The sequence below is a fragment of the Mesorhizobium sp. WSM4847 genome, from assembly GCF_055811335.1.
Map to the genome: position 1 here is coordinate 309,630 of NZ_JBVVPY010000007.1, position 18,465 is coordinate 328,094.

Annotated in this window: 7 protein-coding genes; 1 reads left to right on the forward strand and 6 read right to left on the reverse strand. The window is 58.8% G+C overall.

What is annotated here, in order from left to right; all coding sequences use genetic code 11:
* Positions 1 to 9: 9 nt before the first annotated feature.
* From AC0L28_RS13265 to AC0L28_RS13290, 6 genes are all read right to left on the reverse strand, one after another.
* The gene (locus AC0L28_RS13265; protein WP_473477906.1) at positions 10 to 5,616 is read right to left on the reverse strand and encodes a hypothetical protein; all 5,607 of its coding nucleotides are present in this window, start codon (positions 5,614 to 5,616) and stop codon (positions 10 to 12) included.
* Positions 5,613 to 14,630 (reverse strand): hypothetical protein, encoded by a 9,018-nt coding sequence (locus tag AC0L28_RS13270; protein WP_473477908.1) that lies wholly within the window; start codon positions 14,628 to 14,630, stop codon positions 5,613 to 5,615. The genes AC0L28_RS13265 and AC0L28_RS13270 overlap by 4 nt, the downstream gene beginning before the upstream one ends.
* Before the next feature lie 76 nt (positions 14,631 to 14,706).
* Positions 14,707 to 15,426, reverse strand: coding sequence for an acyl-homoserine-lactone synthase (locus AC0L28_RS13275; RefSeq protein WP_473477911.1), 720 nt, complete (start codon positions 15,424 to 15,426; stop codon positions 14,707 to 14,709).
* Between the two features lie 82 nt (positions 15,427 to 15,508).
* Entirely contained in the window at positions 15,509 to 16,231 is a 723-nt protein-coding gene (locus tag AC0L28_RS13280) for a LuxR family transcriptional regulator (protein ID WP_473477914.1), read from the reverse strand.
* A gap of 133 nt (positions 16,232 to 16,364) precedes the next feature.
* Positions 16,365 to 16,799, reverse strand: a complete 435-nt coding sequence (locus AC0L28_RS13285) for a hypothetical protein (protein ID WP_473477916.1) — start codon at positions 16,797 to 16,799, stop codon at positions 16,365 to 16,367.
* A complete protein-coding gene (locus tag AC0L28_RS13290) occupies positions 16,729 to 17,052 on the reverse strand; it encodes a DUF736 domain-containing protein (RefSeq protein ID WP_473477918.1) in 324 nt (107 codons plus the stop codon). Before AC0L28_RS13290 ends, AC0L28_RS13285 begins: the two co-directional genes overlap by 71 nt.
* Positions 17,053 to 17,925: 873 nt before the next feature.
* Between AC0L28_RS13290 and AC0L28_RS13295 the strand changes: the two genes are divergently transcribed.
* Entirely contained in the window at positions 17,926 to 18,207 is a 282-nt protein-coding gene (locus tag AC0L28_RS13295) for an HU family DNA-binding protein (protein ID WP_473477920.1), read from the forward strand.
* Positions 18,208 to 18,465: the final 258 nt, after the last annotated feature.

An 18,465-nucleotide genomic window follows, 5' to 3' on the forward strand; every position in this document is an offset into this window, starting at 1 on the left:
GGCCAAAATTCAGCTCGGGCCAAGATCCACTCGAACGGAAAACCGCGGGCCGGATTCCACGACCGTGTCCACCACGGCGAGGTTGTCGAGTTTTATCGGCTCATGGGTGTATGTTGCCGGCCGACGGCGTTCGATCTCTTCGATGAAGACGTAGTATAATTCCTTGTCGCCATTGCTGATGCCTGGCTTTCTGACCTTGTTGAAGACGTGGCTCCAAGATGTGTGGCCCTCGCCCGGCTTCACGCCCGGATCATTGTCTTCAAGCACGACGCCGGGCCCGCGCGAATAATTTCCCTGGTCATCCTTGACGGGTTCGCCGGTGGTAAAGGTGCCAATTTCCTCGCGGATTAGGCGACCACTTCGGTCACTGCTCTCGCGTGCCAGAACAATTCTCATGGACGGCACCTCCTCGAGGATGTCGTTTTCGGGATTTCCCCCTGCCAGAGGCAAGGCTTCCGTGCTGACCCGACCCGTTACTTCCACGTCTAGCTTCAGCGTGTCTTCCACATCGTCGGTGACGGTGATGGTGACGGATCGCGCTGGCATCAGTTGTGTCCATTCCACCACAGGCTGCGAGACCTGAAGGGTAACGTTGGCCTGCTCTTGAAAGCGCACGAGACCAAGACGCACGAATGGCTCCGGTATCTCGTTCAGGTTCAAAGTTACGTCGACATACCACTCCTCGCGACTGGCATCGAAGCGAGGCACATACGTTAACAAGCTAACCATCAGGTGAGCCCGGAACGTCCCATCTTCGTTGAGGTCGCCGGTCGGCATGAGAACATTCGGGAATAGGCGCGGTGCATTGTCGTCGGAGAGCTTGCCTTGCTCGGACTGGACGGGATTGAAGTCGGCAAAGACACTCTTCGGCATGAAGATGCCGTGCTGTTCATAGGGCCCGCGTATCGGGTCACCACCCCAACGGGTGATATAGGAGCCCCCAGGTCCGAGATCCTCGTCACGGAAATCAGCCAGTGTGATATTCCTGTCGGGCTCACCGTTCTTCGTCAGCAGCACCTTGTTGGTGTTCAGGCCGCTGTAGTGATCACCGAACAGGTTGGGCGGCCATATGACGATGCCCAACCTTTCGCCTTGGCCTGACGAATACCAGCCGCGCTGCAGCCGGATTCGAATTTTGGGATGACGCTCGACAACATATGTCCGCTTTGCGGGATCGGGCTTTACGACCCACTCAAACCCCGGGATCGGCGAATAGGTTGACGGCTTTGCCGGCCGCGCTGTCGCCTCTAGCCAGACGTCAAGCTTGGGCGATAACGCCACTTGGTCCTGATCATCCAGCGGTCGGGTTGGTTCGAAATATCCGCCATCGCCCCGTCGCGGCGCTGTCCGCATCGCGTGGCCAAATCGCGTGACAGCGGTGATCGAAAGCGACAGCTTCCGGGCCTTGCCGTCTGGAAAGGCATGCGCAACAGCAAACTTGGCGCCAGCCAATCTGAGGGGCACCGGTTTGCCGTCTCCATAGTGGAAATAGTCGCCCGACTGTGTTGCGCTGGTCCCCGTGACCACGGCATCGAGACCGTAGAGCATCTCCAGGTCGATGATTTCCCTTTCATCAACATGGGTCAACACACCGCTGCGCTGGGGTGTCGGAATATGGTCGACCCGGACCAGAGAGACCTTGGACGTTGGCAGCGTAACGACACCATGTTCGTCGATGTGAAACCCATAAATGTCCTTGGCCGAAAAATAGCTCTCGTTCCCTTCACCCCGCACACGCATTGGCCACACCCCGGAGCGGCGATTGCCTAGCGTGCGTCGCTTCGACCTGTCGTCGAACATTGGCGAGCGGGGGAACACGGTCTCGGCCGAGATTTCGACCGAGCTGCTTGTTTCGAGGTCTACCAACACCGAGCCGCCAAGGGCGAAGTCGCTAGAGCCGACAGCCTGACGATTGTTGCCAAAAAATTTCGCGTAACGTTCTTCGGCCTTTGTGCTGCGCAGGTCCTGCATCTGGACGGTGGATGGGCGGGCCAAGCGGAACTCGTTTGGCCGGTGTGACGGGTCCATCTTGGCAAACTGAGGACCGCCGTCGACGAACTGCGGCGTCAAAACAGGACGGTTGACGGCATGCGTGACCCTGAGCGACCTCACGGCAGAGATTTCATCCACCGGACGTCTCTGTAGACCCTCCTGTACCACGCCCGCGATTGCGCGCAGGCCAACGAAGCTGGGTGTCGTCAGGCCGCCGGGGCCACAGAAGCCCTGGTCCCGGGCGGCATTCACCTTAACCATGGCCTCCGCGAGCTTGCAGGCGCTCGCCGACAAAAACGAAGACAAGCCAGAGACGCAGGCTTTGTCGGCAGAGTCATTTTTGTCGCCTGCGCAGATGGCCAGAACGCCAAGCATCTCCACGATCGAAAATTTCCGAGCCAGTTCCTCGCCGCTCGGCACGCACCACACGTCAAGTTCATAGTCCTCACCAGGAGCAAGATTGAGGGTCGCCGCGCGAACCTCGACCTTCTGGCCGGAATTCGCCGGTTCGTGCACGAAAGTGGTCTTGCTTTCCCACAACAGGACGTCGCGCTGCCGAATAGACGCGCCCTTTGGCCGCTGGTCCTTTCGTTTTACAATCTTGACCTGAAGCGGCAACGCGTCAGGAAATATCGCTCCATTCTTGTAGCAGGGGATAACGACCGGGTCGCCTTCGAGATATTTGGATGTTCCAGGATGTCTGAGTGCCAAGACATAGTTTGCAACGGCAGGATCGGGATAATACGGCACCTCGCGCATTGCCCAGTCCGGACTGGTCGCAAACACCGCATCGCCCTGAGCGTTCTCGCCGACCTGGATATCGCGGTCATCGGCAAAAGCAACACCGTTGAGCCCGCGCAGTTGTTTGCTCACAACTGCCGAGGGGAATCCGCCTCTATGGGCGTCGTAACGAACACCAGCGAGCCCGTCGCGCGGTCGGACCTCGTCATCCCGGTCGAAAACCCCATGAAGCGCCGCGAAGGCCTGCGCGACACCTGGTGGCGTGAAGTAGCGGATCGTGGAGGCCGGCGTGGCGCGCCTTTTGCCGTCGAGTGACGTGTTTTGCCCAAACTGATCATAGAAACTGCGAATAATCGCGTCGGTCGATTTCTCGTATCCCATGATCCCATGCGCGGTTTTTACAAGATCGCCCGGCAAGAGTAGACTGGGCGCGTTGATGCGCTCGTGGCGGAGGAACCGCCGTTGTTCAGCGGGAGCGCCGACAGCGGCGGCGGGCGATGGGGGATAGGGCAGCTTGCCGCACAAATCACCGGCATAAGCGCGCGCCGCCTCAGCGGGTGAAAGACAACCGCCGCCCAAATAGACCGGCCTCATGCCGATGCGGTACGGCCATCCGAAGCGCAATGGCGGCGGCCTCATTTTGCCGCCCGTTTGTCCGCTTGGCAGATCTACCGAACGGCCGAAGGGCAAATCGTCGACATGTTCGTTGACGGTTCCGTCGCCGCTGCAATCGACCGCCAGCGGGCCACCATCCCACAGGGCTATCGCTTCCTCTGATATTGCATCGAATTTGTCCTGCTCCTCGGGCTTGGGCATATAGCGGATGGGCGCAGTCACCTGCGCGCCGTCAAGTTCGGCGCGGCGCTCGTCGTCGAGCGGGCCCGCGAGTTTGGCGAGCACACGGCGCACCACAGTGCCGCTTAATCCGGTCGTTCCGTAGTCGATTCGTCGGTGCATGAGCGAACGCCATTCATATCGGGTGTTCGGCGCACCGCTGGTGACGGCGTCGTCCTGGACCAGCACGCCTACATCAAGCTGATGGCCGACAGTCAGTTCGTCGGCGTCGAGCACTATGGTGTTGCCGTCGGCACTTGCCTTGGCGAACTGAGCTTCGCGGGTAGCGAGCTTTGCTGCGACAGACGATAGGCGGCCACGATCGACCAACGTGAGCCCGGCGGTCTGAAACGACTGGCGATCCGTGGGTTTGGCGATCGGCGGGATGTCGTCCGTCGGGTCAGCTGTCCGCTCTTGTTCGAGCTTACGACCCGCCTCGCGCTGGCTTTGGCCTTCCGCACCCATACGGATGTCGAGGCTGGTGATGTCAAATCGCGGATTGCGCGTTTCACTGGACCAGCCATGGCCAAGAACGGCGATCCCGTTATACTGCGAATAATAATCGGGCAGTCCCACACAGGCGGCCGGAAGATAGAGTTCCTGCCTGTCGGCCGGCCAGAAATGCGGAAGCCCGCTGTCTGCTTTCCGGTATTTGGCGAGCGTAAGGGTTTTCGGCGCTCGTGCCGAAACAGAAGCAAGCTTGTTGGCGACGATATCCGGCCCTGCGACAGCGGTAGCGCTGACCTCAATGCCGACAAACATGAAGTTGTCGCCTGCCTTCAGATCGAGGCCGTGGAGCGGCATCTCGACATCGACAGCCAAGCAGAACAAACGTGCCAAGCTCGGAGTGCTCTGCAGTGTAAAGAAACGCCGCGATACTTCTTCGAATATCGTCCGCGCTTCTTCGGTTTGCGGCCCGTCGCCTCCGAAATCGATTGCAGCTGCGGTTGCCGTGGCAGCGCCTGGCGCGGGATCGTTTCCACTCTGCTGCAGCCAGCTCCCGTAATTGTGGGACGCCAGCGGTCGTTGCATCTCGTCAGACAGCCGGGTCGGGTTCATGACCGCGAGCTCGCCGGGAGATTTCGACATGGCCGGCGCGAACGGAATGGGGTCGTCGCAGACTTGACTGTGGAATGCCGCAGTGACTGCTTCGTAGTGACTTTTGGCAGCTACCGCAGCATCAAAGGCAAAGGCCCTCTCCAATGCGGCACGCTCTGATCTCTTCGTGCTTGCGACAGCTTCCTTGACTTTAGCCTTGATTATTTCTTTTTGGGCTTCCTCGCTCCTATCCTTCTTCTCGTCATCGGACAGTTTCGGTGTATATGCTGCGGTGTCGAATTTGCGAGGATCCTCGAAGGGCGCAAGCGGTTGAGCGCCGATCATATTTTCGAGCGTTTCCCTCGCACCCACATCTCCAAATGCCTCACACAGACTTGCCGCGGCTTCGCGAGCCCGCATCATCTCGAGCGTTAGTGCAAGATCGCGTTGTTGGACGGTCAAGACCCGGTCCACGACACGCTCCGCCGGCCGCTCCTGCGGAGCGCGGGATATGTCGGACGTCTTGGCTATCTCCCCAGCCTTCATGCTCCTGTTGTCGAATGAAGAATTCAAGGCATTTTTCAGCGAACCCCAGCGAACCGATCGCTTGTTCGAATTCCTCTCCCCCCACTCGAAAGCGGCCTGCCAGAGTTTGACGACCTCACCGAGATCCGATTTGCCTCCACCGTCGCGGTAGGCCAAGCGAAGCGCCGTCGACGACGTGGGAAATACTTCATGTCGACCGTTTGGCTGGCACTTTCTTGCCGTATCGTCTTGATTGGCGCGCTGCAGCGTCACGCCGACTTTGGCGTCCAGCAGAAGATTGGCCACCTCCGCAGGCCAATTCATCAATGGAAATCCAAGTGACGGGGTCTTTTCTAGGTCCACCGGAGCGGGAGTGAGCAGAAGCGTGACGCGCAGTGTCGTATCCGAAATAGCCCCGGCAGCGATCGCTCTTGCAAAGATCTGAACCCTCGGGTGAGGTAATTCGCGATCGTCCTCGTTGCTCATTGGAATAAATCCTTGGCGGGTTGAATAGAATCGTCAAAGTATTGACGGAAGATGTGCCAGTCCTTGCCTTGGCAGGTTGTGAGGTTTCTATATCTGGCGCCGTACCCGCCATCGTTTTCAGAAGGAGAAAGCTTTGTATCGCCCATTTGAGCAAATTTTGTGATGCCCAGTACGGCTGAACTGTTGCCGCTACCGACCTTGTTTTCCTTCCGCGCAACCGCGATCGAAAAGTCGAAATCAGCAAACCCGCACGAGAAAGAGAATGTGAAGACGGCTTCGCCGACCATGTTGCCGTTGGACATACCGAGCCGGACATAGAGTGAGGAGGCGAAATGAAAGATCCAGATACTTGCCGAACCGCCGGCAAAGAAGGTTCCCATAATCTCGGTTATCTTGATCTCACCGATCGTCGTCTGGCGAATGTAGATTCCTGCCATAATACGGCCCTGTCCACTCAACGGACCGTACTGAAAGGCTCCCGCCCCGCCATACTCAAACGAAGCCTCAAAACCGACGATGCCCTTCGCGTTTGCCTCGATGCCAAAGAAGCCGCTGCCGCCGTAAGGCGCTACCGAGATCGTAAACGGCGAGTCGCGACGCGATAGCGAGGCCTTGAACCGTGTATCGCCGCCGCCGAAGGGGATCGCGACACCGGCATTGAGTGAAATGTTGGAGAAGCTGACCGTGCCGAACGAAACAATCGGCACACCAAGCCCATATCCGGCCTCGATGCCCGGCTGGGATGCTAGCGGAATGAGATAAAAGCCAGAGCCGTCTTTCGGTCCGAACAAGCTTTGCAGTTGCTGCACGAACTCCAAATCCTTGCCGATCTTGAAGTCCTGATAATATACATTGAGATTTGGTTTTCCGCTCTTGTCGATTGTGAAGTCAGCGCCACTGAATATCAACGAGACCGCGTCGATGTATTGGCCAATAAGATTGATCTTGAACGGTCCCAGCACGCCCTTCACTTTAAAGTCGACGGCCGCGGGATTCCCCATCGCGGCTGCCAACAGGTCAACTTTCGCGTTGACATCGATGTTGAGCGCGGCACCGGTGATAGGTTCGAATATTCCGCCGGTAGCTTCCTTCGTCTTGCCGGAGAATGGAGCTCCAAACTTGAAACCGAGCGTAGCCTTGGTAGGGATGAGGTTCAGGAGCTGTCGCTCAACCTCCTCGCGGATTGCGGCGATATCAATCAACGCCGCAAAATTTCCCTGGAGCAGCTCGCGGCCAAGATCCATGATCTTCTGCTTGAGTCTCAGAGGCACCGAATCGTTGTTCTTCCAATCGGTCAGAAATCCTTTCAGAAATTTGCGGTTGGTTGGATCACTCAGCGGCGCAACGCCCGCGGCGATCGCGCTTAGCCATGCCCGGTCTTCATCAAGCTGATCGCCTGCCTGCGTCTTGAACGGCTGTTGATATGTTCGCCGCTCAGGCCTGAGCAGCCCCTTTAGCCTCGTCTTGAGGGCTTGCGGAAATGCAAGCTTTTCAATGGCGATGTCGGCCTGGTCGCGGCTGGAAATTAAGCCGTTGTAGAGCGCAAGTATTCCAGGCCAGGTGACGTCTGCAATTCTGCCGCCTTTAACGATCGCAAGGAGGGACGCTTCCAACAATGGCGACAGCTGGTCGCCGATCGCCGACAGTGTCTGACGAGCGACCTCGGGCAGGCGCGCGAATTGTTGTTCGGCCTGGTCGAGATTCTTGATCATCGTCGAAAGCGTCTGGGAATCTTTTGTGAAGAAGTCCGTGAGGTTAAGGTGTTTGGTCTCGTCAAACGGCGAGACCGCTAGCGGCAATTCGAGCAACGCGCCCAGCGTACTGGGCTTCGCAGGTGTCTCAAGAGTCTTTGCCGCGAACGTCTCGAGACTTTTCGACGCCTCGTCGAAAAACCGCACATCCTTGGCTAACTGGTCAAAGCTTTTGCCGAGTTCAGTGACACCTGATGTCAACGGCATCGTCGGCCACTTTGCGACAAGCGTTGCAAGCTTGTCGAATGCCGTCTTTATGGGTTTGGCGGCATCGTCGGCCTTGTCGACGAGCCAGGCACTCGATGCCGCCAGCTTGAAAATCTGCGCGATTGCCTTTGCCACCAGCCGCGCGAGATCGCTTTGCAGGGCTACAACGTCTGACTGCAGGGTCTTCAAGCCCTGTTCATCTGCTTGGGCATCGACGAGCCAAACCGCGGCTGTCGCTCCTGCCAGCGTCGCCAGCAGCTCGGCATTCCGCTTGACGAGAGTTTGCGTCACCGTGAGCAGATCGCGTATATGATGAAACAGGGTTCGCTTGGCCTCGATCAGCTTTTTCAGTGCCGCCGCGGTTGTCGACAGCGAAATGTCCATCGCCGCGCCCGGCGTCAGTTTATCGGGGTCGGGAAGCGCGGCTATCGCATCTTTGATGACGACGGCATCGGCGAAAGCTGCCTCGTGCAAACGGTTCGCGTTCTTGACCAGGCTGAGCAAGTCTGTGGTAAGCTCGGTGATCCTCCCTTGGTACTCGGGGGCGAAGTGCAGTTTGCCCTTAGCGGCCTCCAACCGGTCGGCGAGGCGTTTCGCCGTATCGGCAAGGTAAAACATTCGGGTGCATAGGGTTTCAGGACCACCACCCGGAATTGGTTTGGAAGCCAAGCAGGCCAGAAGGCCGCCGACTGGATTTTTGTTGCAGATGTCGATCTCGTTCTGCGACGGCAGAACACATAACATTGTCTCGCCAAGCGCCAGACGAAGATTGCGCAGGGCGCTCGTCAGCAATAAGGCGATCGCCGCGCGGCCCTCATCGATGTCGGGCGGCAAAGTGATCGGTTCACCGATCAGGTCGAGCAAACGCAGCGAGGCGGTAGCGGCCGCTTCATAGTTTGTCGTCTCCAGCGCATTCGTCAGGCTGTTCAGTGCGCTGAATATCTCCAGGGGCTGGACCAGTTCGGGCAGGAATCCGTCGCCAAAACTTGCCCCGGCCGCGACATACTCGCCGAGATAGCTCTGCAGCACGGCCTGGAATTCATTCGCCTCTTGCCGGTAAAGATCGCGAAGCTCCTGCGCGAGATCGCCAAGCTGCGTATCGGCAAAAAGAACGAGGTTTGCCCCGGCCTTCGTGGCCTTCTGCTTGAGCGGTTTGACGATGAAGTCCGCTGCTACCCGTTTTAGCCTGGCATCCGGACTTTCATCGAGATGGCTATCGTCGAACAGCGCCTCGAGCGCCGCGCGCGCTTCCCCGACAGTCAGGAAGACGGTGTCTTGCTCCTCTGCGACTTTGTCCACCCATTTCTTTGCTGGATCAGGCAGCCCGGTGAACAGCTCCGGCAACGGAAACGAAAATGCGATCGTCTTGTCATTTGTCTGTCCGGGGACGATGGCTTCGATGAGCTTCTTCTTGGCGATCTCCCGGTACTTCGCTGCAATGCCTTTCAGCGTAGCGCCGATGCCGTCAACCGCGACATCCAACACTTGTGACCAATCGCGCACGCGCTCGATGAACGCCACCTCGAAGCGGCCTACCGGATTGGCACCGATGCGCTCAAGTGCATTGACGAAGCGTTTGCCGCTTTCATAGATGCCGGCCAGTTCGGCCGCGAAAACCAATGGATCGCTGGCGTCCTGGCCTTTCTTCAAAGTGTTTTTCAGGTCTTCGAGGGCCGGCGCAAGCTCGGGGTAGGCCTGGGCCAATTTCATTGGCTCCAGACCTGTGGCGGCTAGCGGCCCTTGGGCTTTTCTCACCTCGTTCTGCAGTTGAAGCCATCTCTCCTCCAGACCCGTCACCACCTCCAGCAGCGGACCTATGACGCTTTTCTTCACCAGTTCTTGAAAATTCGCTGCGCCGGCTGCCGCACCTGAAAGCCCGTATTCCAGCACCTCCTTCAATTGCGGCAATGCATCGACCGGCGAAGGCAGCCCCATGTATTTGAGCAGGTCCCAGATACGAATGATGCCCAACAGCTTGGTGTCAGGGGCGAAGTATCGCTGGAACACTTTGACCAGCCCTTCGCCGTTTTCCTTTTCAGGGGTCGCAGCGACAGCTGGTGGCGCCGACGCCGGGGGTGCCGTGCGATTTCCGGTATCGACGTAGTTTTGTGCTCGATGGATCAGCGTGCCGGGCTCCGTGATCACCTCGTCCCCGGCGCCATTGGTATCCATGGACGGCTTGCCCCCGAGCGGCCCGCTCTTTCGGGAAATGGCCATGAAGTTCGTTGCTGGCCGGAACATTCCACCAGTTCGATCGCCGTTGCTGCCGACAGTCATGACCTGGGGTTCGACAAGATCGAGGAAAACCTCCAATGGATTCTGCTCGTAGTCGCCCATAAAGCCTTTCAGCACATAGCGGCCGTCGAACTGGGCGCGTAACGGCCCTGCAGGGCTTCCGGAAAAGCGCTCCGCTTGTTTCAGCCTGATCTGCGCCGTCTCGACGGCGGGATAGAAGGGCGGCTGATCGGCGCCCTCCATTTGGGGATCGTAGCCGTAATTGTCATTCCTGCCCTCGCCGAATTCTCCCGCAGGTCCGGCATCGCGTCGTCCCTGGGCTTTGAGGGTCCAGGCTACGGTTTCGTAAGTGGAGTCACCCGGCTTCAGCTCTTCGCAGTAGCGTAAGGCTTGTCCACCAAATGCCATGGATCGTTTGTGAACCGTTGCCCTGGGAGCAACAGCCGGCCCCATCGGCGTCTTGCGATCGGGCCCGATATCGGGCGACACCAAGCCATTGTAGTAACCGACCAGAGATTTGATGGTTTCCGAGTCATGTGCGGCGACATTGTCGACAAAGATAAGCGGAAGACTTGTGTGGATCCCGTCCAGATCGATATCGAACATGATGTCGGCATTGTCGGACATCGCTGTGCGTGGCCAGAACGCCAAGCCTGCAGAATTGGCGAAACGCAAGCGCCCCGATGGTTCAAGGGATGGGCTTGTTGACGGATTCAGACCGGGCTGCCGAGACGTCGTCGGATCGACGATGTCCGGTGTGGTGATTGTCAGAATCCGCGCTGTGGTGACTGGAAACTGCCGCCCCTCGTTGGGTTGACGCAGGGCCGGAAATCGCTTTTCCGGTTTGCCGCAACGGATATAGAGCCGCTGGCGCAGATAGGCCTTGATCGGGTTGTCCTCTACGGCCTTGTTGTCTGTAGAACGGAGAAAGGTTCGCTCCGTAACCTTGACCAGCGAGGCACGTTGGCCCAGCGGGAAGAGGAAGCCTTTGTAGACGACCTCGGTAAAGACATCGCGTCCGAGAACCGTCCAATGCTGCCATCGCTCTATCGACAATGCATCGAAGAGGTTGTCATTGACAATGTGCTTGGCCGATGCCGGTGGGACAAAAGGCGTATCGTGCCGGAACGTGCCGCCAAGGGCAGTCAGGGTAAGCTCCTTCAGCACCAGCGACTGCGGGCGATAGATGGCGCTTCCTGCTTCTAGATCGATAAGCCGATATTCGTCATTCGGTTCGAACTGGCTGGAATCCCGCATGAGGTTGTTGGCTTCGTCGCGCCGGCCGAGCACAGGCAGGCCGTAAGCGGATGAAAGCAGGACCAACTCGTGCCGATCATAGGCGTCGAGAGATGTCCGGAACTTCAATGCAGACTTGTTTGACGGGTCCCTGGCCGTGGCCAGCCTGCACAGATAGTCTATCAACGCAGGCAAGCCGAATTTCTGATGAGCCTGGCCTCCAGTATCCTTGACCGCTTTGCAAAAAGAGGCCTCGTCCACGGCTTCTTCCGTCGCCAGTGGCGTTTTGTCGGCAGACAGACCGTTGAATATGTCAAGAGCCGACGGCAGAGGTGAAACGGTCCGCTCCGGGCCCAGCAACCAGGGCGCAAAAGGGCCGCGCGGCGGCGCGGCGTTTCCAGGTAAATTGGCGAGCATGCCGCCAGCATCTGTTTTGAAGAACTTGCTGCTGTCCTGTCGCTGGTTGCGCGACCAGACGAAGTCCGGCCTGAGGTCAGGCGAATGCACAACGCGAAGCCCGGGATCGGCGGCCTCGGTGTCCACGGTCGCGTACCACAACACACCATAGTCGCCATTAGCAGCCGTGGAGCGGCCCCGCACTATGGGAACTATGTCGGTGGAGGCACCGTCGCGTTCCGTGAAGAGGCCTGCAGAGAAATTGTATGGAACCTGCCAGACGGCGTTCTGTGCCGTCGACATGATGACGCGCGCCGGCAGATCGATAGCAGTCTCGAGCGCTGTCGGAGGAGAGCGCAAACTTCCCGCGACCTCTGAAAGTCGCTGCTGTGCCGTCACAAAGGCGCCGGGACTGAAGCCCTGATGCCGCAACATATCGACATCGTTCAGATTCGCGCTTCTTTCCTCAATGGGCAGGAAGTTCCCCGAAGCGTCCGGATCATAGAGACGCTCCGCGCGACGTGTTACAGCAAGTTCATGGAGTGACCAATCCGTCAGCCCAGACAGGCTGAACGGAATGTGAAATCCGCGACCAGCAAAAAAACCTGTCTCAGGCTTGTTGCCATTGGCGTTCTTGCCGGGTGCCGATGGCCCGCAATTTACCCGGAATGCCAACCGCGACGGTCTGGAGAGACGAGCGGCGACCAGGTCGGGCACTCGATCCGCGCCGGCAAGAAAAGAGAGATAACCGGTCTTAGCCTCGTCGCTGCGGCGCTTTAGGGCGCCGTCAGTTGGATATCCTTGGGTCGGGGTTGTCAGAAAGTATTCCAGTTCGTCAACCGCAAGTCTCTTTGCCGGATCGCCTTCCGGGAACAGCGACGCGTCGTCATGGGCAAGGCCAAGCGCGGAGTCGGCCATATGCTCGCGATAATACGTCCTGAATACCTGGTAGCTCGGGACTGCTTCCTCCAACCGCTTTTGGTATAGAAGGGCGGTTTCCAGATCCGGCTGGACGCTGTTCTTCGCCATGCGGGAATACTGGTCTTCGACCTCGGCAAACATTCGATCGCACATCGCGGCCAGTTGCAGCGTTTTGTCCTGCTTCTGCAGATCACGCGCCAGCGCGAGCGCATCCGGATCAAGTCCAAAGGGGCCGATGTATATCTGCTGGTCGACAGGCAGATCCTTTAGCAGGGCGGCCCTGATCTTGAAGCTGGCGGCAAAACGGTCCACCTCATCTGGCGCATTTGGCACGCCAGTTTCCTTCAGCCAAGCCTCCCGGATCTTCTTGCGTCGGTTGGCGCTGATCGCCCCGCCCAACTTGGTTTCAAGTCGCTGCAACAGCATTTCCGCATCGCGCGGATAGGGCGGATCTTCAGAGCCCTCCAACTGGAACTCTGTCTTCCCATCAGCGTCCTTCGTCGTATCCCGTGACGGCAAGGGCGGCAAACCAGGTAGGAAGAGAGCCTCCTCCATAACATGTTGAGGTGGGAACTCGACGACGAGGACAGGTCGCAAGTCACGCTCCGGCTCGGAAGCTAAGCTTTCCTCGGGCGGGTTCGCGGAATTCATCTTCTCCGCATTGCGCGATATGATCCTGCAATCGTCGTCGTATGACACGATCGCTACCTCACCAGCGGCGAAGGCAAGTGCCAGATCGGCAAAACGGAATTTGAGGCTGACCAGATCGGGCGCCCGCGCCACGGAGAGGCTGGAGCGTGACAGATCTATCCTTGCCGCGAGCTTGTCCTGGTCCAAGGGAGCGCCATCAAGGTGCACAAAACTGGCCGGGAGCAAAGACTGCGGGGACCCATAAAGGAAGCTGAGGGCGGTCGGCTGAAACTTGAGCGTGCTGTGGCTTGCTTCATCGACTGCCGCCGCGCATGCGAGTACATGACAATCAATGGTTACGTTGTTCAGCAGCTCGGCGCCAGCCTGAACCGCCTGCTTGCCGCCATCGGCGCGCAGAGAAAAGGCTTCCTCGTCCGTCGCCTTACTTAGTTCATCATCGGTGAGTTGACCTTTGATCGCCATTACCCCGACCGGCGTCGGCAGTGTCCAGTCTTCTGGAGCAAGCTGGCATCGCACTCGCACTTTGAACCCAGTCGAATACGTGCGGGATTCCAGTCTTGGCTCGACACCCTCGCGAGCGACAAAGCCGGTCCTCGTTTTGAACGGGCCGGCAACGATCGCTTGGGACGTATCCTCAAATGTGACATCCCACAGATCGGCTGAAAGCCGTATCTCGGCTCGGCCGTTGTTCGGCCCAGGGCTCTGCAGTTGAAGCGTGGGCTTCTCCGGAACAAGCGAAAGACGCGGTCCAGCATAATCGCCAACGATGAGCGGCGCGGCGGGAGGGACAATCTCTATGTCGGCGGTTACCGCAAGGTGTTTGGCCATGGTCCCGTCGGCTGCGCCCACGTCCTGCTCGAACCAATAGAACCGGATCGCGGAGATGACGACGGCGCCGTCGAAGGCGGTCAATTTCGTGGGGCCACCGTTCTGGCTCTGAACGGTCCATGACAGATCCCTGTCCAGGCGAATTGTGAAAAGGCCGTCGGGCGCGCGGACAAGGCTATCGAACGTGTGAAAGAAGGTGTTATCTATTCGCTCCGCCCTGACAAACTGCCTTGCCACGCCGTAGTTGACCTTGTCATCCCGCGGAAGCGTCATGAATTTTCGAAAGGAGGTCGGCCCGAGCGCGAACGGATTTTTCGCGTCCTCGAACAGCTCCGATCGCCAGAAATCCGTTTCGACCTTGATCTCCCACCCGTCTTTAAGTTCGAAGGAGAAATTTATCCAATTATCGGGCTGGTCGCCGAAACCGACACCCTCGATCCTCAACTCGTATTTGTCTGTAGAAGCCTTGAATCGGTAGGCGGCACTGGGCCCAAATGCCAGGAGGTTGATTGTCCATGGCGGCGCGAGAGCAGGCGAGCAACCTAAGCCCGCGTCGTTGCCGCTAGAGTACTCCGTGATTTGTAACTTGGTGTCTTTACCTTCGCCGGAAACGTCAAAACGAAGATCGGTACGGCAATCCTGGTCCGCGGCGATGGCGACAGAGGCCATGGTGCCAGCCGCGACAGGCGTGGCGATCATTCCTCCCAGGAAGCTTCGCCTGCTGACAGTGAGGGCGCCGGCAGGTTGGCTATTGATTGGGCGCGACTGTACGCGCGAGAAACGTCGCATCAGAGCCCCCAGACCATCCCTGCAAATGCAGGCGGCGCTCGCTGGCTACCGACTGCCCAGTTTGATAAGAATCCCGTTATCCGCCGTCTAGCGCGCTGGCAAACCGATCGCGGTGATCCAAAGATGGATATGGACCCTGGTCAGCAAATCGCCGCTGACCTCCGCTGCTTCTAATAAATGGCCGTTGCTCCCCCCGTCGAACAAGCAGGGTGCTATTGATGCCGAGGATCTTGCGTACGCTTGCTAGGGCAGCTTCATTCACGTCGATGTAGGCGACGATGTACCATTCGCCGTTTTCTTCCCTGGCCATTCCCATTGGCTCGGCTCGCCACTTGAGAGCGCCATGGTGAGGCATGAAGTACGTTTCCTGGACACCGCCCACGGCGTGGATGCCCTCGTCGAGAGCATATTCCATTACTGCGCAGCACAGCTCAGTTAGCGTGCCTCTGCGCCCAATTGTGCGTTTGTCGGGGACCACGAATGTACGTGTCCACTCAGCCCAATCCGGCCGCCTCGGGACACCCGATTTTTCGCACATGTGAGGAAAGACCTCGGAAACCATGTGCGGCTCGCTTGTGGGGATCAGCCTAGCTGAAGTTATTACGCGCCCATCCTCGATACCGAGCAAATAGGTCGCAGCGTCCGTGTCAAACTGATCCACCTCTCGGCCGTCAGAACTTTCCGGCCGCCAGCGCTTCTGATGCACGAAAAAGTCGTGGCGCCGGCGTAGAAACTGGTCAAATTCGTTTTCATAGAGATGCTTATTCAGCACATCGACGACATGAGCTTCTATCATAGCGCGATCCCCCGATCGTTCTCAGAGGGATAGTCGCAGTCATGCTAATATAGGTCACCTGTCCGATCGGACAGTTGACACGTTAGGGATGGATCAAACGCCTGCGCACCGCCTCTACGACCGCTTGTGTGGTCGTGGCGACGCCGAACGCTTCCCGAGCACGCGTAGAATGCCATTTAACCGTACGCTCGGTCAGGCCAAGGATTTGGGATGTTTCGGAAGATGTCTTGCCAGCGGCGGCCCACAAGAGCACCTCTTTCTCCCTATCCGTCAGGACGCTCTCGACGTCGTCCCCGACATTCGACAAAGCCTGGATCGACATGCCGGCATAGACCGCCATAGTCACCAGTTGCACCTGTTGTCGCGGCGAGAGAGAGCAGGATTTCGCGGCAGAGGCAAACGACAGCACGGATTGCCAATGGTGGACGCTAAGCATCGGCACCGCAAAACCGCTTAAGATACCAAACTCCTTTGCTTCGCCAGCAACACGTCGGGAGCCTTCCGTATCGGACCATTTTGCCGGGACTTCTGCCCATAGGAACGGCTTGAGAGTTTTTGCAGAATAGATGCAAACGCCGTCAACAGCGGCATGTTCGGCTTCGATATAACGCTCGAACCACCCCGCAGGCCAGCCATTCAGCTCGACCATTGGCGCTAGCTTCTGTCCGCCAAGAGGAACGCCGCTCAAAATAAGGTGTTCAAAGCCGAGATTTCGAACGGTCTCCAGCAGGTCCGCCAACAGCGGGCCCGTTGCCGTGTGGTTTCTGCAGCGTTCGACAAAGTCAAATACGTCTGCATCGATCATGTAAGAGGGGTCCCCACCCGGCAACAATTCGCATAAGTATAGCCTGAATTAGGACTTTCGAATATCGGATTCGATTTAAATATTTTTGACACATGGGTCGGTCATTCGTCTTTCAAAATCAAAACACGCGGTTTCATAAGGCCAATGCCACGGTGTTCTTCGGGCGACCGGCGATAAAGGCCTTCAGAACCTCTGCATGATCGGTCTGGATGGCGGAGACGCCCGCATCGATCAGGCGGCCCCAGATCACTTCCGGATCCTTGAGCGCTGCCGTGTCAGTGAAACTGGCGCAGCAGACCGGATCGAGCGTGTTGTACCAGAGGGCAATGCCAGCCTCGCAGCATCTATCTTTCAGCGCCGCAACCTGGTCCAGCCGATCGAAATAGATCTCGCACAGGGCAGGGCAAAGGTTGAACAACAGGTCGAGTTGGGTGTCGGCGTCCGGATGGTCGAGGTGGGTCTTGGCCATGAAGAGAACACCGTGCGGTTCCACCGCCTCACGGATCCAGGCGAGGTCTGCCTGCGTCTTCAGGTCGCCCCAATAATCGACTTGGCTGTCGACGCCCATCGAGCGGGCGAGGGCCATGAGCGGGGAAGCTCGGATCGTCGAGCTTGACGGAGTGGTAGTCGCGGCCTTCACGCGAGGTCTTCTTCCATGCCGCGCCGAACTCGGTGGCGCCGGCGAAGATACGGAAGTCCGGACCCTTTTCGTTGTCGCCTTCGGCCGGAGCGAACGTCACCGTCTTGACGTTGAGGTTGAGGGTCTTGACTGAGCCGGAGAAGCCTTTCGCGGTGCGCGAGAATGTGCCGATCGTAGCCATTGTGGTGGTTCCTTCTGTTTTTCTCGGGCCGCGCCCATCGCGACCTCGATGGTGGTCGTGAGACAGGAGACGATCGGTCCGCACCCCACCGGGGCTGAAACGAAGTGGAAGACGGCGGCGCGAGGCTTTCTTGAGCCGCGAGGAATGGACGCGTAGCGTACAGGGGAAGAAAACGCAGCGCCGTCGTTGCGGGAAGACGATCGAGGCTGAGCGAAGCGAAGACGGTCTTCGGTCAGACCCAATCCATTCGAGGACGCCACGGGCGTGGCCTGGAACGAACAGACCGAAGGGAACCGCCATGGTGGCGACAAGGATCGGTCACCTGCTTCGCACCGTGAGCGCTTCCTCTATCCCACGAGGACACTGAGCCTGCATCTCAACAGCGAGGCGATGTTGGTCGCCGCCCGCAAAGGGGTGTCGATGAGATGGCGGCCCCTGATCTTTGCCCCAGCCGATGTCATTCTCCGGTGGCGCACAGAACCGCAGAGCACTTGTCGTGGCCTGCAGCTGCCAAGCTGCCAACGCACCGTGACGACCTTCCCCGATCTCCACTCTATCAATGCGGAAATGGTCGAGTGCGAAGGCGAGGATGACTTGGTCACACGGGTTCTTCAGCCGCATCGCCGAAAGATCCGGCTCCCCGTAGCAGCGCACGGGCGGCGAGGCAGTGCCGGAAAGGTCCGCTGCGGGTGTCAGGCGTTTGATGCCAAGGTGAAAACATGCGCTGCATGACTTTCATGACCGCGGTGGTGGACATGACCGATTCAAGCCTTGGCTTGCCGAAAATTCCGTTTCCTGGGGCGATGACAGGGCGGAACCGCATGTGGCATAAGGCCAGCCGCCGAACCAAGCACACCAGAAGGGATGGAAACGATGGCTGTTAACACGATCGATATTGCCGAACGCCTTGCAGACGCGCATGGCCTGTCGAAAACCCAGGCGAAGACCGTGGTCGAGGATGTGCTGAAAGGCATTGCGGAGGCCGCTGCCAAGGGCGAGGAAATCAGCCTCAACGGGTTCGGCAAGTTCAAGGTGCAGAACAAGCCGGCACGTGAGGGGCGCAATCCGTCAACCGGCGCCACGATCAAGATAGCGGCTTCGAAGAAGGTGGTCTTCCAGCCGGCAAAGGCCTTCAAGGACGCGGTGAACGGCTAATCATCTGTATGAACGTCGATATGTCTCGACCGGTGGCGACGCGCTGTCATTCGGGACGATGGTCGCCCAGGCTGCGACCATCGAAGTGTTCTTGACCATTCTCATTGCTGCGGTCCCTGACGTGCAGCAGTCGAGGTCCCCCGGGGGGGGGGGGGGGGGGGGGGGGGGGGTGGGGGGGGGCGGGGGGGGGGGGGGGGGGGGGGGGGGGGGGGGGGGGGGGGGGGGTGGGGGGGGGGGGGGGGGGGGGGGGGGGGGGGG